At 67.1% G+C, this 20,084-nt stretch carries 22 protein-coding genes; 11 read left to right on the top strand and 11 right to left on the bottom strand.

Annotation, left to right across the window (positions count from 1 at the left end):
• Positions 1 to 200 precede the first annotated feature (200 nt).
• Positions 201 to 1,487: a thymidine phosphorylase gene (locus tag ACFWFP_RS32670; RefSeq protein ID WP_379301577.1), complete on the bottom strand. Its 1,287-nt coding sequence runs from the start codon at positions 1,485 to 1,487 to the stop codon at positions 201 to 203.
• Between the two features lie 27 nt (positions 1,488 to 1,514).
• Complete coding sequence (locus tag ACFWFP_RS32675; protein WP_379301579.1) at positions 1,515 to 1,916, bottom strand: cytidine deaminase; 402 nt, start codon at positions 1,914 to 1,916, stop codon at positions 1,515 to 1,517.
• 290 nt (positions 1,917 to 2,206) lie between these two features.
• Between ACFWFP_RS32675 and sdhC the strand changes: the two genes are divergently transcribed.
• The 5 genes from sdhC (at position 2,207) to ACFWFP_RS32700 (ending at position 6,252) form a co-directional block, all read left to right on the top strand.
• Positions 2,207 to 2,611: a succinate dehydrogenase, cytochrome b556 subunit gene (gene sdhC, locus ACFWFP_RS32680; protein ID WP_266296386.1), complete on the top strand. Its 405-nt coding sequence runs from the start codon at positions 2,207 to 2,209 to the stop codon at positions 2,609 to 2,611.
• 1 nt (position 2,612) lies between these two features.
• Complete coding sequence (locus ACFWFP_RS32685) at positions 2,613 to 3,047, top strand: succinate dehydrogenase hydrophobic membrane anchor subunit (RefSeq protein WP_379301581.1); 435 nt, start codon at positions 2,613 to 2,615, stop codon at positions 3,045 to 3,047.
• 34 nt (positions 3,048 to 3,081) lie between these two features.
• Positions 3,082 to 4,833 carry a succinate dehydrogenase flavoprotein subunit gene (sdhA, locus tag ACFWFP_RS32690; protein WP_378635801.1) on the top strand — a complete coding sequence of 584 codons (1,752 nt, stop codon included), beginning with the start codon at positions 3,082 to 3,084 and terminating at the stop codon, positions 4,831 to 4,833.
• Positions 4,833 to 5,603 carry a succinate dehydrogenase iron-sulfur subunit gene (locus ACFWFP_RS32695; protein ID WP_379301583.1) on the top strand — a complete coding sequence of 257 codons (771 nt, stop codon included), beginning with the start codon at positions 4,833 to 4,835 and terminating at the stop codon, positions 5,601 to 5,603. The genes sdhA and ACFWFP_RS32695 overlap by 1 nt, the downstream gene beginning before the upstream one ends.
• Positions 5,604 to 5,742: 139 nt before the next feature.
• The gene (locus ACFWFP_RS32700; RefSeq protein ID WP_379301585.1) at positions 5,743 to 6,252 is read left to right on the top strand and encodes a hypothetical protein; all 510 of its coding nucleotides are present in this window, start codon (positions 5,743 to 5,745) and stop codon (positions 6,250 to 6,252) included.
• 68 nt (positions 6,253 to 6,320) lie between these two features.
• On the opposite strand, the gene ACFWFP_RS32705 is transcribed toward ACFWFP_RS32700, so the two are convergent.
• Entirely contained in the window at positions 6,321 to 7,211 is an 891-nt protein-coding gene (locus tag ACFWFP_RS32705) for a fructosamine kinase family protein (RefSeq protein WP_379301587.1), read from the bottom strand.
• A 193-nt stretch (positions 7,212 to 7,404) separates the two neighbouring features.
• Between ACFWFP_RS32705 and ACFWFP_RS32710 the strand changes: the two genes are divergently transcribed.
• Together ACFWFP_RS32710 and ACFWFP_RS32715 are read left to right on the top strand one after the other, a co-directional pair.
• Positions 7,405 to 8,634, top strand: coding sequence for a cytochrome P450 (locus ACFWFP_RS32710; RefSeq protein WP_379301589.1), 1,230 nt, complete (start codon positions 7,405 to 7,407; stop codon positions 8,632 to 8,634).
• Between the two features lie 28 nt (positions 8,635 to 8,662).
• Positions 8,663 to 9,379 carry a TetR/AcrR family transcriptional regulator gene (locus ACFWFP_RS32715; protein ID WP_379301591.1) on the top strand — a complete coding sequence of 239 codons (717 nt, stop codon included), beginning with the start codon at positions 8,663 to 8,665 and terminating at the stop codon, positions 9,377 to 9,379.
• A 15-nt stretch (positions 9,380 to 9,394) separates the two neighbouring features.
• Here ACFWFP_RS32715 and ACFWFP_RS32720 read toward each other — a convergent pair whose 3' ends face one another.
• Both ACFWFP_RS32720 and ACFWFP_RS32725 read right to left on the bottom strand, forming a co-directional pair.
• Positions 9,395 to 10,066, bottom strand: coding sequence for a RadC family protein (locus ACFWFP_RS32720; RefSeq protein WP_379301593.1), 672 nt, complete (start codon positions 10,064 to 10,066; stop codon positions 9,395 to 9,397).
• A gap of 114 nt (positions 10,067 to 10,180) precedes the next feature.
• On the bottom strand, positions 10,181 to 10,363 hold the full coding sequence (locus ACFWFP_RS32725) for a type II toxin-antitoxin system VapB family antitoxin (RefSeq protein ID WP_379301595.1): 183 nt from the start codon (positions 10,361 to 10,363) through the stop codon (positions 10,181 to 10,183).
• A gap of 246 nt (positions 10,364 to 10,609) precedes the next feature.
• On the opposite strand from ACFWFP_RS32725, the gene ACFWFP_RS32730 reads away from it, so the two are divergent.
• Together ACFWFP_RS32730 and ACFWFP_RS32735 are read left to right on the top strand one after the other, a co-directional pair.
• Positions 10,610 to 11,506, top strand: a complete 897-nt coding sequence (locus ACFWFP_RS32730; protein WP_379301597.1) for a phenylalanine 4-monooxygenase — start codon at positions 10,610 to 10,612, stop codon at positions 11,504 to 11,506.
• A 153-nt stretch (positions 11,507 to 11,659) separates the two neighbouring features.
• Positions 11,660 to 12,343, top strand: coding sequence for an ester cyclase (locus ACFWFP_RS32735; RefSeq protein WP_379301599.1), 684 nt, complete (start codon positions 11,660 to 11,662; stop codon positions 12,341 to 12,343).
• On the opposite strand, the gene ACFWFP_RS32740 is transcribed toward ACFWFP_RS32735, so the two are convergent.
• Positions 12,344 to 12,928 carry a TetR family transcriptional regulator gene (locus ACFWFP_RS32740; RefSeq protein ID WP_379301601.1) on the bottom strand — a complete coding sequence of 195 codons (585 nt, stop codon included), beginning with the start codon at positions 12,926 to 12,928 and terminating at the stop codon, positions 12,344 to 12,346.
• On the bottom strand, positions 12,918 to 14,429 hold the full coding sequence (locus tag ACFWFP_RS32745; protein WP_379301603.1) for an MFS transporter: 1,512 nt from the start codon (positions 14,427 to 14,429) through the stop codon (positions 12,918 to 12,920). Before ACFWFP_RS32745 ends, ACFWFP_RS32740 begins: the two co-directional genes overlap by 11 nt.
• Positions 14,430 to 14,569: 140 nt before the next feature.
• Between ACFWFP_RS32745 and ACFWFP_RS32750 the strand changes: the two genes are divergently transcribed.
• Complete coding sequence (locus ACFWFP_RS32750; RefSeq protein ID WP_379301605.1) at positions 14,570 to 15,877, top strand: D-alanyl-D-alanine carboxypeptidase family protein; 1,308 nt, start codon at positions 14,570 to 14,572, stop codon at positions 15,875 to 15,877.
• Between the two features lie 16 nt (positions 15,878 to 15,893).
• On the opposite strand, the gene yhjD is transcribed toward ACFWFP_RS32750, so the two are convergent.
• From yhjD to ACFWFP_RS32765, 3 genes are read right to left on the bottom strand one after another with little or no spacing between them, the layout of a single operon-like run.
• Positions 15,894 to 16,916 (bottom strand): inner membrane protein YhjD, encoded by a 1,023-nt coding sequence (yhjD, locus tag ACFWFP_RS32755; protein ID WP_379301607.1) that lies wholly within the window; start codon positions 16,914 to 16,916, stop codon positions 15,894 to 15,896.
• A gap of 41 nt (positions 16,917 to 16,957) precedes the next feature.
• Positions 16,958 to 17,989 (bottom strand): tryptophan--tRNA ligase, encoded by a 1,032-nt coding sequence (trpS, locus tag ACFWFP_RS32760; RefSeq protein ID WP_378635465.1) that lies wholly within the window; start codon positions 17,987 to 17,989, stop codon positions 16,958 to 16,960.
• A gap of 21 nt (positions 17,990 to 18,010) precedes the next feature.
• Positions 18,011 to 18,955, bottom strand: coding sequence for an oxygenase MpaB family protein (locus ACFWFP_RS32765; RefSeq protein ID WP_379301609.1), 945 nt, complete (start codon positions 18,953 to 18,955; stop codon positions 18,011 to 18,013).
• A gap of 103 nt (positions 18,956 to 19,058) precedes the next feature.
• On the opposite strand from ACFWFP_RS32765, the gene ACFWFP_RS32770 reads away from it, so the two are divergent.
• Positions 19,059 to 19,691 carry a TetR/AcrR family transcriptional regulator gene (locus ACFWFP_RS32770; protein WP_379301611.1) on the top strand — a complete coding sequence of 211 codons (633 nt, stop codon included), beginning with the start codon at positions 19,059 to 19,061 and terminating at the stop codon, positions 19,689 to 19,691.
• 8 nt (positions 19,692 to 19,699) lie between these two features.
• On the opposite strand, the gene ACFWFP_RS32775 is transcribed toward ACFWFP_RS32770, so the two are convergent.
• Entirely contained in the window at positions 19,700 to 20,080 is a 381-nt protein-coding gene (locus ACFWFP_RS32775; protein ID WP_379301613.1) for a hypothetical protein, read from the bottom strand.
• Between the last annotated feature and the right edge of the window lie 4 nt (positions 20,081 to 20,084).

The raw sequence follows: 20,084 nt of genomic DNA on the forward strand, positions 1-20,084 counted from the left end.
GGGCCGCGGACACGCGCGCGCCAGCGCGCCAAAAACACAGCGTCAAACCGTCTGGGACCACCGATCCAGGTCGTCCCTCCCCCCGGGACTATCCAACCCCGCTCATCCAGGTCGTCCCTCCCCCCGGGACTACCCAACCCCGCTCACCCAGGCCGACCGAACAGATCTGCACCCCACGACCCCGAGCCAACCCAACCCACTCACCCGACCCGGCCGAGCACCAACTCCCCCGGCTTCCCCTCAGGCGCCGCCTCAACACTCACAGCCCCCTCGAGCGCCGCCACAGCCCCAGCAAAAGCATCCGGCGTATCGGTATGCAGCGTCAACAACGCCTGCCCCACCACCACCGAATCCCCCGGCTTGGCATGCATCTCGATCCCAGCCCCCGCCTGCACCTTCTCCCCTTGCCGAGCACGCCCAGCCCCCAACCGCCACGCGGCAACCCCCACCCCCATCGCATCGAGCCGGGTCAGCACCCCACTCGACTCCGCCCGCACGATCTCGCTGTGCCGAGCGACAGGCAGCGCGGCATCCGGATCCCCACCTTGCGCCTGAATCATCGTGCGCCAGTGGTCCATGGCCCGGCCGTTGGCGAGCACGTCGGCGGGGTCGATGTGCAGCCCGGCCTGAGCAACCATCTCCCGAGCCAACGTCAAAGTCAGCTCGACCACATCAGCCGGCCCCCCGCCGGCGAGAACCTCCACCGACTCGGCGACCTCCATCGCGTTGCCCGCGGTCCGCCCGAGTGGAGTGTCCATCGCGGTCAGCAAAGCGACCGTGTTCACACCCGCGTCGCGTCCGAGTTCGACCATCGCCGTGGCGAGTTCGCGAGCGCCGTCGAGAGTCTTCAGAAATGCCCCCGACCCCACCTTCACGTCGAGAACCAGCGCCGCCGTCCCCTCGGCGATCTTCTTGCTCATGATCGAACTCGCGATCAACGGAATCGACTCGACCGTCCCCGTCACGTCCCGCAGCGCGTAGAGCCGCTTGTCGGCAGGCGCCAGGTCGGCCCCCGCCGCGCAGATCACCGCGCCGATCGCCGGGTCGGCCAGGATCTCCCGCATCCGCGGCACCGTCACATCGGCCTGCCACCCGGGGATCGATTCGAGCTTGTCCAGCGTCCCGCCGGTATGCCCGAGCCCGCGCCCGGACAACTGCGGCACCGCAGCGCCGCACGCGGCCACCAGCGGCGCCAGCGGCAGGGTGATCTTGTCGCCGACCCCACCGGTCGAATGCTTGTCGACGGTCGGGCGCGGCAGGTCGGTGAAGTCCATCCGGCTGCCCGACCCGATCATCGCCGCCGTCCACCGCGCGGTCTCGCGCCGGGTCATTCCCCGCCACACGATCGCCATGGCCAGCGCCGACATCTGCTCGTCGGCCACGATCCCCCGGGTGAACGCGTCCACCACCCAGTCGATCTGTGCGTCGGACAGCTCGCCGCCGTCACGCTTGGTAGTAATGACCGAAACCGCATCCAGTGCCGTCATGGCGCCCAGTCTGGCACTGCTGCCCGGCTACTGCTTCCCGGCCGCCAGATCATCCGGTCCGAAGGCGTAGGGCAGCAGCTCCGACAGCGGCTTCGGGCCGTCGGCGTGATCCACCATCAGTTCGCCCCCGCCGTGTTCGAACAGCAGCTGACGACAGCGCCCGCACGGCATCAGGATTTCGCCGCGAGAATCGGTCACCGAGACGGCGATGAGACGGCCGCCACCCGAGGTAAATAAGTTACCGACGAGTACACATTCGGCACACAGGGTTAGCCCATATGAGACATTTTCCACATTGCATCCGCTCACAATTCGGCAATCCGCGCTGAGAGCAGCGGCGCCGACAGGGAAACCCGAGTACGGAGCGTACGCCGACCCCATTGCCCGAATTGCCATGTCATGCAACGTATTCCAGTCGATTTCGGGCACCGAGAACCTCCAGCCGATCCCGCCGAACACCGGGAAACAGGGGCCGGAACACCAGTATCCGGCATCGAGAAAGGTAAACCTAACTCGCCTGTTTTACACGCAACGCACGGCACGCCGAATTAGTTCCGCGAAACAGAGGGGATTAGAGTTCACCGAAGATCGGTTCAGGTTCCCGGCGGCGGGCCAGCGCTCGAGAATACAGCGCAGCCACCTGGGCATTTGCCTCTCCACGCATGCCGGCGTCGGATCTGTGACCGGGTCCATCAACGACGTTGGAGGCACCGCACTCTATGACCACGATAGAAGCTCCGGCTCCGGCCCAGCCGAAGCGGAAGACGCTGTACCGCGGCGACCCTGGCATGTGGTCGTGGGCGCTGCACCGGATCACCGGTGTCACGCTGTTCTTCTTCCTCTTCGTGCATGTGCTCGACACTGCACTGGTCCGGGTCAACCCGGACACCTACGACCACTCGATCGCGATCTACAAGAACCCGATCGTGGCGTTGATGGAGATGGGTCTCGTCGTCGCCGTCCTGTTCCACGCCCTCAACGGCGTCCGGGTCATCCTGGTCGACTTCTGGTCCCAGGGTCCGCGATTCCAGAAGCAGATGCTGTGGATTGTGCTGGCCATCTGGGTTCTGGTCTCCGCCGCCGGCGTCGGCCGCCAGTTCTTCTACCTGCTGACGGAGCACTGATATGTCTGCACCTGTCCTCGGCAAGTCCTACGATCGCCCGGCCAGCCTCGACTCCCCGCGTTCCCCGCGTGGCAAGTCCAACGGCAACTTCGAGAAGTACGCATGGCTGTTCATGCGCATCTCGGGCCTGTTCCTGATCGTCCTCGTGCTCGGCCACATGTTCATCATGCTGATGATCGACGGTGGCGTGAACCGCCTGAACTTCGCGTTCGTGGCCGGTCGCTGGGCCAGCCCGTTCTGGCAGTTCTGGGACCTGTCCATGCTGTGGCTGGCTCAGCTGCACGGCGGCAACGGTCTGCGCGTCATCATCGACGACTACTCGCGCAAGGACTCCACCCGGTTCTGGCTCAAGACCATTCTCGCGGTTTCGATGGTCCTGGTCGTCGCTGTCGGCACGTACGTCATCTTCACCTTCGACCCCAACATCACAGGTTAGGAACAGGCCACCTCGCATGAGTGAATCCCGTCCGATTCAGGAGCATCGCTACGACGTGGTCATCGTCGGCGCCGGTGGCGCGGGCATGCGCGCGGCGATCGAGGCCGGCCCGCGTGCGCGCACCGCGGTCCTGACCAAGCTGTACCCGACCCGCAGCCACACCGGCGCGGCCCAGGGCGGCATGTGCGCCGCGCTGGCCAACGTCGAAGAAGACAACTGGGAATGGCACACCTTCGACACCGTCAAGGGTGGCGACTACCTGGTCGACCAGGACGCCGCGGAGATCATGGCCAAAGAGGCCATCGACGCGGTCATGGACCTGGAGAAGATGGGCCTGCCGTTCAACCGCACGCCCGAGGGCAAGATCGACCAGCGTCGTTTCGGTGGCCACACCCGTGACCACGGCAAGGCGCCCGTGCGTCGCGCGTGTTATGCCGCCGACCGCACCGGTCACATGATCCTGCAGACGCTCTACCAGAACTGCGTCAAGCACGATGTCGAGTTCTACAACGAGTTCTACGTGCTCGACCTGGTGATGACCGAGTCCGATCGTGGCCCCGTCGCCACCGGCGTCGTCGCCTACGAGCTGTCGACCGGTGACATCCACATCTTCCACGCGAAGTCGATCGTGTTCGCCACCGGCGGCTCCGGCCGCATGTACAAGACCACCTCGAACGCGCACACGCTGACCGGTGACGGCATGGCGATCGTGTTCCGCAAGGGCCTGCCGCTCGAGGACATGGAGTTCCACCAGTTCCACCCGACAGGCCTCGCCGGCCTTGGCATCCTCATCTCCGAGGCGGTCCGTGGCGAGGGTGGCATCCTGCGCAACGCCTCCGGCGAGCGCTTCATGGAGCGCTACGCCCCCACCATCAAGGACCTCGCGCCGCGTGACATCGTCGCCCGCTCGATGGTGCTCGAGGTGGCCGAAGGCCGTGGCGCAGGCCCGAACAAGGACTACGTCTACATCGACGTGACCCACCTCGGCGCCGACGTGCTCGAGGAGAAGCTGCCCGACATCACCGAGTTCGCGCGCACCTACCTCGGCGTCGACCCGGTCTCCGAGCTCGTGCCCGTGATGCCGACCTGCCACTACGTGATGGGCGGTATCCCCACCCGCATCCGTGGCGAGGTGCTGCGCAACAACACCGACGTGGTTCCCGGCCTCTACGCCGCCGGTGAGTGCGCGTGCGTGTCGGTGCACGGCGCGAACCGTCTCGGCACCAACTCGCTGCTCGACATCAACGTGTTCGGCCGTCGCGCCGGCATCGCGGCCGCCGAGTACGCCAACCGCACCGAGTTCACCGAGATGCCCGAGAACCCGTCGCAGATGGTGATGGACTGGCTCGAGCTGATCCTGTCCGATCACGGCAACGAGCGCGTGGCCGACATCCGCACCGAACTGCAGGCCACGATGGATGCCAACGCGGGTGTGTTCCGCACCGAGGAAACCCTCAAGAAGGTCCTCACCGACATCCACACGCTCAAGGAGCGCTACACCCGGATCACGGTGCAGGACAAGGGCAAGCGCTACAACAGCGACCTGCTCGAGGCCGTCGAGCTGGGCTTCCTGCTCGAGCTGGCCGAGGTCACCGTCGTCGGTGCGCTCAACCGCAAGGAATCGCGTGGCGGCCACGCTCGCGAGGACTACCCGGACCGTGACGACGTGAACTTCATGCGGCACACGATGGCGTACAAGGAGGGCCCGGAGCTCATCTCCGAGATCCGCCTCGACTTCAAGCCGGTGGTGCAGACCCGCTACGAGCCGATGGAGCGTAAGTACTGATGACTGCTGTTATCGAACCCACCAAGCAGAAGCCGGCACCGGTCCCCGAGGGCTCGGTCATGGTCACCGTCAAGATCGCCCGGTTCAGCACCGAGGACGACAAGGGCGCGCACTGGGATTCGTTCCAGGTGCCGGTCCTGCCGACCGACCGCTTCCTCAACGTGCTCATCTACATCAAGTCCTACCTGGACGGCACCCTCACCTTCCGGCGCTCCTGCGCCCACGGTGTGTGTGGCTCCGACGCCATGCGGATCAACGGTGTGAACCGGCTGGCCTGCAAGGTGCTGATGAAGGACCTGCTGCCCAAGGGCGACAAGACCCTCACCATGACCGTCGAGCCCATCCGCGGCCTGCCCGTGGAGAAGGACCTCGTGGTCGACATGGAGCCGTTCTTCGACGCGTTCCGCGCGGTGAAGCCCTACCTGATGACCTCGGGTAACGAGCCCACCCGCGAGCAGATCCAGAGCCAGGCCGACCGGGCCCGCTTCGATGACACCACCAAGTGCATCCTGTGCGCCTGCTGCACCACCTCGTGCCCCGTCTACTGGACCGACGGCAGCTACTTCGGCCCGGCCGCGATCGTGAACGCCCACCGCTTCATCTTCGACAGCCGTGACGAAGGCGCCCGCGAGCGCCTCGACATCCTCAACGACGTCGAAGGTGTCTGGCGCTGCCGCACCACCTTCAACTGCACCGACGCGTGCCCCCGCGGCATCGAGGTCACCAAGGCGATCCAGGAAGTCAAGCGGGCCCTGCTCTTCACCCGCTGAGCTTCTCGCTACACAGGCCGTCCACACCGAAAGGTGTGGGCGGCCTTTGTCGTTCGTCGGCACTTGCGGGGAATGTAGGCAGGGTGGATAGTGTTACTATCCATAGTAGATAGTGTCAGTATCCATTCTGGGAGTACTTATGATCACCCTCGTCGCCCTGGTCGGCTCGCTCGTCGTCTTTCGCACGCTCGGCGCACTCGGCGTGACCCGATTCGCTTCGTGGTCCGTCAGCGCCGCGCACGCGCTGGCCGTCATGCTGGTGATGACCGGAACCGCGCACTTCATGCCCGCGAGCGTCACTGTGATGCCCAACTACGCCGACATGGTCGGCATGATCCCGCCGTTCGTGCCGTTCCCCGGCTTCATGGTCCTGGCCAGTGGCGTCCTGGAACTGCTCGCCGCCATCGGCTTGGTCCGCACCCGCACCCGGTGGGCCGCGGGCTGGGCCCTGGTCCCCCTGTTCCTCCTGCTACTGCCCGCCAACATCTACGCCGCCCTCAACGACATTCCCTTCGCGGGAGAGCCGGCTTCACCCCTGTGGCAGCGCATCCCGGAACAGGCGCTCTACATCGGATTCGCCGTGTGGGCTACCCGTTCAGCGCCTCGCGTCCTGCCGGTGGCGCGGCGACGGGAACCGTCGACAGTCTGAACATCCGACCCATCCGAGGCCGTCACCGTCGAACGACAGTGACGGCCTCTGCCGTTTCCGGATACGAACTAGCGATAGTGGGCTGCGGCGTCCAGAACGGCGGTTCGATATGCGCGACCGAAGAGGACGGCGTGGGCCAGGAAGAGGTGGAGTTGATGGAGGGGGATTCGAGTCCGCCAGTCGCGGGCCAGGGGGTGAATCTCTGTGTAGGCGGCGATGATTCGGGCGAGGTGCGGGGCGCCACCGAAGAGGGAGAGGGTGGCCAGGTCGGTTTCGCGGTGGCCGCCGTGGGCGGCGGGGTCGATCAGCCAGGGGGTATCGGACGGCCCCCAGACGATATTGCCGGGCCAGAGGTCGCCGTGGATTCGGGCGGGGAGTTCGGCGGGGGCTTCGATGTGGATGGATTCGATATCAGTGGCGTCGGCGGGGTCGAGGGCGCCCGCGTCGACGGCGAGTTTCAGGTACGGCAGGATTCGGCGTTCGCGGTACCAGGTGGGCCAGTCGTCGCCGGGGGTGTTGTCGAGGGGCAGACCCGCGAGGAAACCCTCGGTGGCCGCACCGAATTCGGGGGCGCCCGCGTTGTGGGTCACCGCCAATCCCGCACCGAATCGTTCGGCGGCGACGGCCGTCGGCTCGGCATGGTCGACCCACTGCATCAACAGCAGTTCGCCGGTCTGCGCGTACAACTCCGGCACCGCGACCCCACCGGCCTCTCGCAGCCAGCGAAGCCCTCGCGCCTCCGCCGCGAAGAGTCCGGCCGGAGCGGGCGCCTGCTCGGCGGTCGGGGCGGCGGACACCCCGCCGGGCCAGGTCTTCAGGAACAGATGCGTCCCATCGTCGAGCGCGATCCGCTCGGCGACACTGATCGACCCACCGGCGACGGGCGTCGTCCGCAGTCGCTGGTGCGTGAGGAACGTCGGCAGCAGGTGCGGGTGCGCACGCAGAAACGGCAGGTCCACGCCGCCATCTTGCCCAGGATGACCGGGCGAGGCCGGCGAATCGGGAGATCCCGGGCCCACGTCCCGCGGCGATCAATTCGGTAAACAGGTATTACTAAACGCTGTTCATAAACGGCACGAACGTGGTTTCATCGACGTGAACGTGTTCCACATCACGGTGCGAAGTCCGCGCACCGGAGCGAAGGAGACTGCCGTGACCAGTACAAACATCCCCGCGGGATTCGATTTCACCGATCCCGATCTCCTCGCCAGCCGATTGCCGATCGAGGAGTTCGCGCAGTTGCGGCGCACCGCGCCGGTCTGGTGGTGCGCGCAGCCCGACCGCGCCAGCGGTTTCGACGACGGCGGGTACTGGGTGGTGTCCAAGCTGGCCGACATCAAGGAGATCTCGAAGAATCCGGAGGACTTCTCCTCGCACGAGAACACGGCGATCATCCGGTTCAACGAGGAGACCACGCGCGAGCAGATCGACATGCTGGGCAACATGCTCATGCTGAACCTGGACCCGCCGCAGCACACCAAGATCCGGCGCATCGTGTCGAAGGGTTTCACCCCGCGCGCGGTGGAGAACCTGCGGGCCGCGCTCACCGAGCGGGCCGAGCGGATCGTGTGGGAGGCCAAGAAGTCCGGTCGCGGCGACTTCGTCGAGCAGATCGCGTGCGAGCTGCCGCTGCAGGCCATCGCCGAACTGATCGGGGTGCCGCAGGAGGACCGCATGAAGCTGTTCGACTGGACCAACCAGATGATCTCCTACGACGATCCGGAGTTCGAGGGCAACCACCACACCGCGACCGCCGAGGTGATGGGCTACGCCTGGAACATGGCCGAACAGCGTCGCGGCTGCCCGGCTTCCGACATCGTCACCCAACTGGTCAACGCCGACGTCGACGGCGAGCACCTCGGGTCGGACGAGTTCGCGTTCTTCGTCATCCTGCTCGCGGTGGCGGGCAACGAGACCACCCGCAATTCGATCACCCACGGTATGAAGGCTTTCGTCGACAACCCCGACCAGTGGGAGCTCTACAAGCAGCAGCGCCCGCGCACCGCACCGGACGAGATCGTGCGCTGGGCGACGCCGGTGACCGCGTTCCAGCGCACCGCGACGCGCGACCTGGAACTGGGCGGGCAGCAGATCACGAAGGGCCAGCGAATCGGGTTGTTCTACAGCTCGGCCAATTTCGACGAGGATGCCTTCGCCGACCCGTTCCGGTTCGACGTCCTGCGCGATCCCAACCCGCACGTCGGCTTCGGCGGCACCGGAACGCACTACTGTGTCGGCGCGAATCTGGCCCGCCTGGAGATCGACCTGATGTTCAATGCCATTGCCGACGCGATGCCGAACCTGCGCCAGGTCTCCGATCCGGTGCGGCTGCGCAGCGGCTGGCTCAACGGCATCAAGCGGTGGGAAGTCGAATACGCTTGAACCGAAACATGATCGAAGGGGTGGCCGCTTGACGGGCAAGGCGCGTGGCCGTGCGCCTGTCGTGACCGATGCCGATATCCGGCGGGTCACGCGGGCGCTGCTGGCCGAGCAAGGCCCCGATTCGGTCACCCTGCGGGCGATCGCGCGCGAACTCGGCGTCACCGCGCCCGCGCTGTACCGGCACTATTCCTCGCGCGACGAGCTGATCGAGCGGATGCGGGTGGAGTTCTGCGCCGATCTGGCCGAGTTCCTCTCGACCGAGATCGCGCCGCTGCCCGACGACGGCGCGGTGCAGTTCCTGGCCATCTGCCGGGGCTTCCGGCACTGGGCGCTGGCGAACCCGAGGGAATTCACCCTGGTGTTCGCCTCGCCCACCCCCGGGCGGTCGATGATGCGCCGCTTCGACGAACCCTTCGGCCGGATCTTCCTCGCCGCGGCGGGCGGGCTGCTGGCGAACTTCGAGATCGCCACCCCACCGGGCGAGACCATCCCGTCCGCGCTGCGCGATGACCTCATCGGGTTCCAGACCGAACTGCTGGCCATGCTCTCGGAGTCGGGACAGAAGTTCCCCGCCGAGAAGCTGGACCTCGGCGTGACCTACCTGATGGTGCAGATCTGGGCGCGGCTGTTCGGCCACGTCACCCTCGAGGTGTTCGGCAATTATCCGATCCCCCTGGCCGATCCGGAGATCATGTTCGACGCCATGCTCGCGGATCTGGCTCGCACCACCGGTTTCGCCGGCTGAGTAGCACCCCCGTCCTCACGGGAAAGGTGGTGCGGTGGACCAGGTTTCGCCCGCGACCACGATGTGGTCGAGGTAGCGAAGGCCGACTGTGCGGGCGGCTTGGTGGAGCAGGGTGCTGGCACGGCGGTCGTCGGGGCTGGGGGCCGGGTCGCCGGAGGGATGGTTGTGGACCACGGCGAAGGCCCGGCCGTCGTGGCGCAGGACGGTGTTGAGGATTTCCCGGACGGGGACGGCGACGTGGTCGATGGCGCCTTCGGCGACGAAAGCGCGGTGGCGCAGGCGGTTCTGGGTGTCGCAGACCAGGACGAGCAGGCGCTCGACGCGGGCGCCCGCGAAGAGTGGGATCGCCACTGCCGCGATGTCTTCGGGGGTGGTGAGCTGAGGCAGCGAATCGGTGGGCGTTCGCGAGCGGGTGCCGAGGTGGAAAGCCGCGACCACGGTGGCTGCCCTGGCCGGCCCGATGCCCGCGCGGGCAGCCAGTTCCTCGGGGCGGGCGGCGGAGAGTTCGGCCAATCCGCCGTAGTCGCCGATCAATTGGGCGGCGACCTCCAATGCGGATCGCCCGCGAGTACCCTGACCGAGCAGCAGTGCCAGTAGCTCGCCGTCGCTGAGCGCGTGCGGGCCGAGCATGAGCAAGCGCTCGCGCGGACGTTGGGCGACAGGCAAACTCGCGATCGGAACCGACATCGTTTCCCCCTGCGGATCGGTGACTGACTGTCGATGATCGCAGGGGGGTCCGACAAGTCCGGGCTACCCCTCGGCCACCACCTCGGTGACGAAACCCGAACCCGGATCCACCCGTCAGGTGGGCTCCGCGCTGAAAACCGAATCGGCCATCAACCGTTCCAGATTGCGCAGCTGGCGTTCGTGCACCACGATGCGGCGCAGCGCCTCGTTGACGGTGGCGTTGCTGCCGGCGGTACCCATGATGTCGGCGGCAGCGGCCAGCAGGCGCTGATCGAGATCTATTCGCAGGTTGCGCACGCATCCTCCTCTTCTACGATCGCAATCTTGCGTCATGGTCGCCCGGCTCGTCCGCTAATTCACCGCGTCGTTACCGAAACCACGCGTTCGCAAGTCCGCACAGCGACAGTCGGCATCGGACAGCAAGCACACAGAAAACACAGTTCACCGCCGGAATCCGGGGGCGACCGCCCCGGCAACTGCGCAGTTTGCGTAGTTGCCGGCGTGGTTGTTGTCGCGACGGGAATGCGGTGCTTGCCTGGAGTCATGTTCACCGAGGCCCAGCTCTACTCGCCGGTGACGCGCGAGCGTGACGGCGATGTGACGGTGCATCTCAGCGATGACCACCCCGGCGTGCACGACGAGCACTACCGCGCGCGCCGCAACGCCATCGCCGCGCTCGCACTCGACCACTCCCCCGGCGCCCCCGTACCCCACATCGACTACACCGACGACGAGCAGCAGGTATGGCGGATCGCCTCGGCCGAGCTGGCCCGCAAGCACGAGGTCTACGCCTGCCGTGAGGTCAGGGAGGCAGCAGGCAACCTCGCCCTCCCGCACGATCACATCCCGCAACTCGACGAGGTATCACGGCTGCTCACCCCCCTCACGGGCTTTCGGTACGCGCCGGCCGCCGGCCTCGTTCCGCTGCGCGAGTTCTTCGGCTCCTTCGCCGAACGCACCTTCCACTCCACCCAGTACATCCGCCACCATTCGGCCCCGCTGTACACCCCGGAACCCGACGCGATCCACGAGATCATCGGCCACGCCAACCAGATCGCCAGCCCCGGTTTCGCCGCGCTGTACGAGACGGTCGGCACCGCGGTGGCACGGCTCGAGACCGACAGCGCGCTGAAGTTCCTCGCCGATGTCTTCTGGTTCTCGCTCGAGTTCGGCGTGGTCCGGGAGAACGACGAAATCCGGTGCTACGGCGCCGGACTGCTGTCGTCCTACGGCGAGATCGACGAATTCCGGCACGCGCTGCTTCGCCCACTCGACGTCGCGGAGATGGGCACCATCGCCTACGACATCACCCATTACCAGCCGGTGCTGTTCTGTGCGGATTCGGTGGATCAGATCGTCGGCGTGCTCGGCGAATTCTTCGCGACCATGGACGACGAAACGCCGGCCAGGCTCGGTCACCCCACCCCGGCTGTCTCATAGCTAACTCCGAAACCCTTGCTACAGAACGCAGTTCAACTTTTCGTGTTTCTCACTTGTTGGGACCCGACACGCGCGACCGATGCGCGACTGTTACCTTCGACCCGTTCTTCGAGCTTTTTGAAAGGGTCGGGTAGACCGAAAATGACTGTGGACGTGACAGATACGCAGGCCGAGCAGAACCCGGAACCGGAGGCGCCCCTGTGGCTACAGGGCCGGGAAGCCGTGATCGCCGCCGCGGCGCCGGAGGAATGGCGCGGCAACGTTCCCGACTATGAACTGAGCCACGAGGTGATCCCGCGCGAGCGCAGCGTCGAGCACGCGCCCGGTTCGCTCGAGGCGATCGTCGAGGACCTGGTGAAGGTCTTCGAGATGGAGGTCTCGCACAAGGCCGATCCCGCGACCTGGCTGTCGGTGGTGGCCGACCAGTACCGCGGCCGGGTCAACGGCGGGACGTGGCAGGACGCCGAGGAGTTCGCCCGAATCGGCAGCTACAACATTCTGATCGGCGACAACCCGTACTACGACGCCTCGAACGAGACCTTCGATTCCTCGCACCACATCTTCCACACCGCCTTCCCCGGCGGGTTCTTCTGGGAGGTACAGGAAGTGCTGTCGGGCCCGCCGTCGGTGAGCTTCCGCTGGCGGCACTGGGGCAAGTTCGAGGGCGAGTACAAGGGCCACCAGCCCACCGGTGAGCGGATCGAGATGTTCGGGGTGACCATCGCCCGCGTCAGCGAGGATCTGCGCATCCTCGAGCTGGAGCACTTCTACGACAACAACCAGCTGCTGGGCCCGCTGGCACACGGCTGCCCTGTGCAGCACGGCAAGTCGGAGTAATCAGGCCGGATCGCCGAACGGCAGACCGGCCTGCAGGAATGTCAGGGCGGCACTGACGTTGGTGACATTCATCGGAGTGGCGGGCGCGATGGCGAGCATGGAGCCGATCATCGCGCCCGCGGCTACCCGCACATCGAAATCGTCCGCGGATCGACCCGTGTAGTCGGCCAGCATCTGGGCGGCGAGTTCGATACTGCGCAGAAATTCCAAACCGATCGCCGAGCGTAGTTCCGGCACGTGGAAGAGCAACACCTGCCGTTCCTGCTCGAAGGCCAGGTCGGCGGGCGACATCCTGCCGAACACCGCCGCGGTCGCGGTGCGGATGGCGGTGATCGGATTCAGGCCGCGCGGGAGCGAGGCCATCTCCGCGATCATCACCGGGTCCTGGTCGTCGGCGACGACCAGCTGTTCCTTGGTCGGGAAGTAGCGGAAGAAGGTACTCGGGGACACCTCGGCCGCGGCCGCGATCTGCTCCACCGTCGTCTCGGTGTAGCCCTGTTCCCGGAACAGCCGGAACGCCTCGACCCTGATGGTTCGGCGGGTCCGCTCCTTCTTCCGCTCGCGTAGCGACATCTCAACCGACATGTATCGATTCTGCCGCATCCGCGTCGGTAACCGGTGCCGTCGGCCGCCGCAGCCGCAACGCTGTCACGAGTCCGGCGACCAGACACAGCGCCGCGCACAGCCCGAGCATGGTGTCCATGCCCGCGACGAAGGCCTGCTGCACCTGCGCCAGCATCGCCGGATCACCGGTCTCCCGCGCCACCGCGACCCCGGCGTTGACACCGTCGGAGATCGGCGCACGGTCGAGCGCGCCGAGGTCGGCCCGGTACCGGGTGGCCAGCACGGTGCCGAGCACCGCGACGCCGATGGTGCCGCCCGCCTGCCGAAGTGCTTGCAGCAGTGCCGAACCCGAGCCCGAACGTTCGGCGGTCAGTTCGCCCATCGCCAGGCCGACCCCGGCGGGCATCACCATGCCCATCCCGGCGCCGAGCACCGTCGTCCACAGCGCGGTGAGCCAGTAGCCGCTCTCGACCGTGGTGAACGCGCCGAGGCCGAGGCCGGCCGCGAGCACGAACAGGCCGGCGGTGATCACCACCCGCACGCCCAGCCGGGGCAGCAGCACGTCGACCAGTCTGCTGCCGATCACGAGTCCACCGATCAACGGCAGCAGCCGCAGCCCGCTGCCCAGCGCGTCGACGCCGAGCACGGCCTGGAAGTACTGCGGCACGGTGAAGAACATGCCGAACATGGCGAAGCTGACCAGGATCGAGATCGCGGTGCCCCACCGGAATCCCGGCGCGGCGAACAGCGCGAGGTCGATCAGCGGATATTCGGTGCGGCGCTGCCACCACAGGAACACGGCGAGCGTCGCCGCCCCGGCCGCGACGACGAGCCAGCCGGCCGGGTCGTCCCAGCCGCGCTCACCGATGCGGATGAAGCCGTAGGTCAGCCCGAGCATGCCCGCGGCCGAGAGCAGCGCGCCGGGGAGATCGACGCGAAATACGGTGTCACTGCGCGATTCCGGCACCACGGTGGCGACGGCCAGTGCGCCGATCACGACCAGCGGCACATTGATCAGGAACACCGAACCCCACCAGAAGTGTTGCAGCAGCCAGCCGCCGAGGATCGGGCCGAGCGGCAGGCCGATGGCGGTCGAGGTGACCCAGATCGTCAGCGCGCGTTGGCGCTCGGTGGGGTCGGTGAACAACACCGGCAGCACCGACATCGACAGCGGCACCAGCGCCGCGGCGGCGATGCCGAGCACCACCCGCGCCACGATCAGCTGCCCGGCGGATGCGGCGAACGCGCAGGCCACCGAGGCCACACCGAACAGCACCAGTGCGGCGAGCAGGATCTTCTTGCGCCCGTACCGGTCGCCGAGCGCGCCCGCGGGCAGCATCAGCGCGGCCAGAGCCAGCGTGTAGGCGCTGCTGAACCATTGCAGCGCCGCGGTATTCGCGTCCAGGTCGACCGCGAGCGTCGGGATGGCGACGGTGAGCACGGTGACGTCGAGTCCGATGGTGAGCATCGCCACGGCAAGCGCGCCGAGCGCGAGCCAGCGGCGGGTATCTTCCGTCCGCATATCTCCTCCAAAGTGCGAGCTACTACTTTTTGATAGTAACTCTCATTTGCTAGTTCATGTCAATACCTTGGCCGAGTCCGGGCCGGTCAGCTCATGGACCGGCGAACGTGCCACCGCGGCGACTACTAGGCTGCGAGGCGATGAGGATTCGTGAAGTCGGCCTGCGCGCCGCATGCTTTGTCGGCGCTGCCGTCACCGTCACCGCACTCGCAGGCGCTTCCGCCTTCGCCGTCCCCGCCACCGACGGGCCACCGGCCGCCGGCTCGAGTACGACGACCACACCCCCGTTCACCACGCCGAACACCGATGCCTGCCCCCAGAAGACGCAGCCGCCCGCGCCCATCGACACCTCAGAGGTGCCCGCGCCCGGCGAACCGACACCGACCCAGCTCGCCGTCCCCTCCCCCGCCATCGGCGGTCAGCGGATGGGCGATTGCGGCGTGATCGTGCCCGACGGCGCACCCCCGGTGCCCGAGGAGATCTCGGCGACCGCGTGGATGGTCTCCGACCTCGACACCGGCCGCGTGCTCGCCGCCAAGGATCCGCACGGTCGCTATCGTCCCGCCAGCACCATCAAGGTCGCCCTGGCCATCGTCGCGCTGCGCAGCCTGGATCTGGACAAGGTCGTCATCGGCACCCAGGCCGACGCCGATGTCGACGGCACCCGGGTCGGCATCGGACCCGGTGGCCGCTACACCAACCGCCAGCTCATGCAGGCCCTGATCATGTGCTCGGGCAACGACGCCGCCCACGCCATCGCCGCCCAGCTCGGCGGCGACAAGGCCGCCGTGGCGAAGATGAACGAGGTGGCGAAGTCGTTGCGCGCGTTGGACACTCGCGCGGCGACGCCATCCGGCCTCGACGGACCCGGCATGAGCACCTCGGCCTACGACCTGTCGGTGCTGTTCCGCGAGGCGATGAACATCCCCCTGTTCGCCGAACTGATCCACACCGAGCAGGTCGACTTCCCCGGCTTCCCCGCCGACCCCAAGATCCCCGGCGACAAGGACCACCCCGGCTTCCCGATCGGCAACGACAACCAGCTGCTCTACAACTACGCGGGCGCGATCGGCGGCAAGACCGGGTTCACCGACGACGCCCGTCAGACCTTCGTCGCCGCCGCCGAACGCGACGGCCACCGCCTGGTCGTCACCCTGCTCAAGGCCGACGTGCGCCCGATCCGGCCCTGGGAGCAGGCCGCGCGACTGCTGGACTACGGTTTCGCCCTCGACACCCAGGCCAGGATCGGCAAGCTACCCGAAACAGGCAGCGAGGCAGTGCAACCCAGCGTTCCCCTGGCGTCGCCCCCGCCGCGCGCCGACGGTACCCGAGCCGATCCGGTCCAACCGGCACATCAGGGCGCCCGCATCGCCACCTTGATCGGCGGGCCCGTGCTGGTCCTCGTTCTGCTGCTCTGGGCGCGCAGGGCCTTGCGGCACAGGCGCTGACACCGGCAGCCGGGCGCTACCGCCGCTTGCCGACCAGTATCAGGGCCAGTGCCGCCACCGCCCCCGCCCCGAAGTAGGCGGCGCCGGTCCCGGTCGACATCCCGTGCTCGACCACCCGCGGCCGGATGACCACCGCGTCCGGCGGCGCGACCGTCGCGGCACGCTCGTTGTCCGACGACGTCGCCGCCCACGCCGTCGCGAACAACAGAATCCGATAGGACATATAGCTGAAGACCATCAAACCGATGATCGACCCGAACGTGGCCCCCACCGGGCTGGACAGCACCGTCCGCAGATAGATCGCAGCGATGATCTTGAAGATCTCGAAGGCCACCGCCGCCAGCACCGCCGCCCGCGCCGCGCTGCGCAACGACACCGGCTCGCGCGGCAGCCGCGCGATCATCCACGCGAACACCGCCCACGACGCGAGCAACCCGAGCGCGATCGAAACCAGTCGCAGCACCAGCCCCGCCCCGGGCAGATGATCGGCCCCCAGCAGCTCGAGCACCCCCTTGCCCACCCCGCTCGCCGAGACCGCCGACAGACCGAGCGACACCACGAAGGCCAGGCCGAGACCGATCAACGCACCGATATCCGACAGTTTGGCCAGCCACCACGGCTTTTCGGGGCTGTGACTGGCCCACTGCTCGGTGAGCGCTGCCCGCAGGTTGGCGATCCAGCCGAGCCCGGTGTAGAGCCCGACCAGCAGGCCGATGACGCCGACCGTGCCGCGAGAATTGATCGCCTGTTCGATGAGGTCGTTGATCTGGGTGCCGAAGGAGCTGGGAATCTTCTCGACGACCTTCTCCTGCAACTCGGTCAGCAGGTCCGGGTGCCCGGCCAGAATGAAACCGGCCACCGAGAACGCCACCATCAGCAGCGGAAACAGCGACAGCACAGTGAAATACGTGATGCCCGCGGCGAAGAAGTCACCGCGCTGGCTCTGGAACCGCCCGCCGGCCCTGACCAGATGATCCAGCCAGGGCCTGCGCCCGATCTGCTTCTCGATGGCTGTCGAGATGTTCTCGATCAACTGCATGACACGCGCCCCTTCAGCGAAAACCTCAGGTGCGCAACGGGTCAGCGAGCGAGGAAGCCAACCCGGTCGTACACCTGAGCAAGTGTGTTGCCTGCGATCTCCCGCGCCCGCTCGGCACCCGCGGCCAGAATCCGGTCCAGTTCTGCCTGATCGGACAGGTATTCCTGCACCTTCTTCTGCACGGGCGTCACGAATTCGACCAGCGCGTCGGCCACCTCGGCCTTGAGATCACCGTAGCCCTTACCCTCGAAATTCACCTCGAGGTCGACGATCGGGGTTTCGCGCAGCGAGCTCAGAATCACCAGCAGGTTGCTCACGCCCGCCTTGTTCTCCGGGTCGTAGCGGATCTCGCGCCCGGTGTCGGTGACCGCCGAACGCACCCGCTTGGCGGTGACCTTCGGGTCGTCGAGCAGGTTGATCAGCCCGGCGTCACTGGAGGCCGACTTGCTCATCTTCGAGGTCGGGTCCTGCAGATCGAAGATCTTCGCGGTGCCCTTGACGATGTGCGGCTCCGGCACGACGAAGGTCTTCTTGTAGCGGGTGTTGAAGCGCTGGGCCAGGTTTCGGGTCAGCTCGAGGTGCTGACGCTGGTCCTCGCCGACCGGCACCTGGTGCGGGCGGTAGAGCAGGATGTCGGCGGCCATCAGCACCGGATAGGTGAACAGGCCCACGGTCGCGTTCTCGGCGCCCTGCTTGACCGACTTGTCCTTGAACTGGGTCATCCGGCCCGCTTCACCGAAACCGGTGATACAGCTGAGCACCCACGACAGCTCGGCGTGCTCGGGCACCTGACTCTGCACGAACAGCGTGGACTTGGCGGGGTCGATGCCGAGCGCGAGCAGCTGGGCGGCGGCGGACTTGGTGCGCGCGCGCAGCGCCTTGGGATCCTGGCTGACGGTGATCGCGTGCATATCCGGGATGAAGTACAGCGCGTCGTACTCGTCCTGCATCGTCACCCAGTACTGCAACGCACCCAGGTAGTTGCCGAGGTGGAAGGAGTCGCTGGTGGGCTGGATGCCCGACAGCACCCGCTGCTTACGTTCGGCCGTCTCGGCCGGGGCAGGACTGGACATACCCCGATCTTTCCATGGCGCTCAAGCGGAATTTCGCTGCACCCAGTTGCGTGGATCGACACCGGGCATGCTCGGGTGGCCGGTTTTGACCATGCGCTGTTCGCGACGGGCGAGTAGCTGATAGGACGGGGCGCTCGGCCCGGCGAGCGTGCCCGCCAGTACCCGGGGCGCCAGCGGCGGGGCGAGATGGGCGGTGCGGATGCTGCGGCACAGCGCCCGGTGCGCCAGTTCGTCGGAGATCCCCCACTCGATGCCGTACATCTGCCGGATCCGCGGCGGAAGACTGCCCTGAACCAGCAGATACAGCGCGGTGCCGACCTGTTCGGCGGGCGGGCGCAGCCGGTAGGCCTTGCGGTGGCCCGCGAGATAGGAGCCGACCAGTTCGGCCTCGTCGGTGAGGAACAGTTCGGTCGAGTTCAGGTAGCTGTCGAAGTAGCGGCGGAAGGCCGGGTAGTCGGCGGGTGCGGCGTCGCGCGGCATGCCGAACAGTTCACCCCAGCGGACATAGTCCTGGTAGAGGTCTTCGCGCTCGGTGGCCGTGAGTTCGCGGACCAGGCGGTCGTACATCACCTCGGCCGAATCGAAGGTGAAGGCCATGGTCATGAACATCAGGTGCGGATCGTGGGCCGCGTAGGCGGTACCGGCCGGATGGTGGGCGCCCGCGTCTTCGGGCAGGGTGCCGACCACCGCGTCGTGCTTGCGCCGGGTGAAGGCCAGCGCGCGATCGGCCTCGGCCTTGCTGCCGAGGAACACCGCTTCGAACAGCGCTCCGGTGATGGCCAGCCGGGTGTAGGGGGTTTCCCGATGCGCGGTGTGTTCGCTGGTGCCGACGAACAGCAGCGGATGCACCGCGCCGATCACCAGCGCCCGCACGCCGTAGGTCAGACCCACCGCGCGCTTGCTCATCACCCGCCGGATCATCGAATCGTCGGCGAAATATCCGGGTTCGCCCTGCCGTATGGCCATGTTGCGCCTCCTCGTCGAGTGCATCTGGCAATAGAATCCTCCAGAATTGATATTCTGGCAAGAGTCTCTACCAAAACACCGTGAGAGGACGGCAGCACGCACAATGGACGCTGTGGCAGCACAACGGACATACGGTGGCGTTTCGGCGCAGGAGCGGCAATCCCAGCGGCGGACCGCCCTGCTGGACGCGGCGCTCGACCTGGTCGCCGCCGATGCCAAGCTCACCGTCGCCGGCCTCTGTGCGCGCGCGGGCCTGAACGAGCGGTACTACTACGAGAGTTTCGACAAGCGCGACGACGTCCTGGAAGCCCTGCTCGACCGCATCGCCCACGAACTCACCGCGGCGATCGCGACCGCACTGGCCACCGCGCCCGCCGACAGCCGCGTCCAGGCCCATGCCGCGATCGACGCGGGCATCTCAGTGCTCACCGACGACCCGCGCAAGGCCAGGGCCGCGCTGATCGCCGGAATGGCCACCCCCGAACTCCGGGCCCGCACGGCCAGGACGGTGCGCGCGTTCGCCCGGCTGGTCGCCGCCGAGGGCACCGGCTTCTACGGCGGCGACATCCCGCAGAAGCTGGTCGACTTCCGGGCGATCTACCTGGTCGGCGGCCTGACCCAAACCCTCACGACCTGGCTCGCGGGCGATCTCGATCTCACCCGCGAGGAACTGATCGACCAGATCACCGACGTCTTCGTCCTACTCGGCGACGACCTCGCCGGTCGCCACCGCTGAACGATCCGCTACAGCGGGAAGCACGCGCCGGTGCACGGCTCCGACGACCCGTTGCTCAGCCACCCGATCAGGCGCCAGAACTGAATGTCCACGTTTTGCGCCGAGCCGGTGCCGGAACCGCTGTCCGCGATCTGCGTAGCGTTCGCAGGCTGGGAGGGAAGGGGCACGCACACATCGAGCATGACGCCGTCGCATTCCGCGGCGGAACCGGTCGACAGCGCGCGCAACAGGTTGCCGGCCAGGTCGCTCGATCCCGGGGACGCCTGCGCGACCAGCTGAATCTCGGCCTGCGCGGTGTCGGCGCCCGCCGCGGCATCAGCCGTTGCCGGACCGGTGGCCGCCGCGATGATCGCGCCGAAAATACTCGCGCTCAACAGCATTCGCTTCATCAGG

The sequence above is a fragment of the Nocardia sp. NPDC060249 genome (genome assembly GCF_042728755.1).
Taxonomy (GTDB): domain Bacteria; phylum Actinomycetota; class Actinomycetes; order Mycobacteriales; family Mycobacteriaceae; genus Nocardia.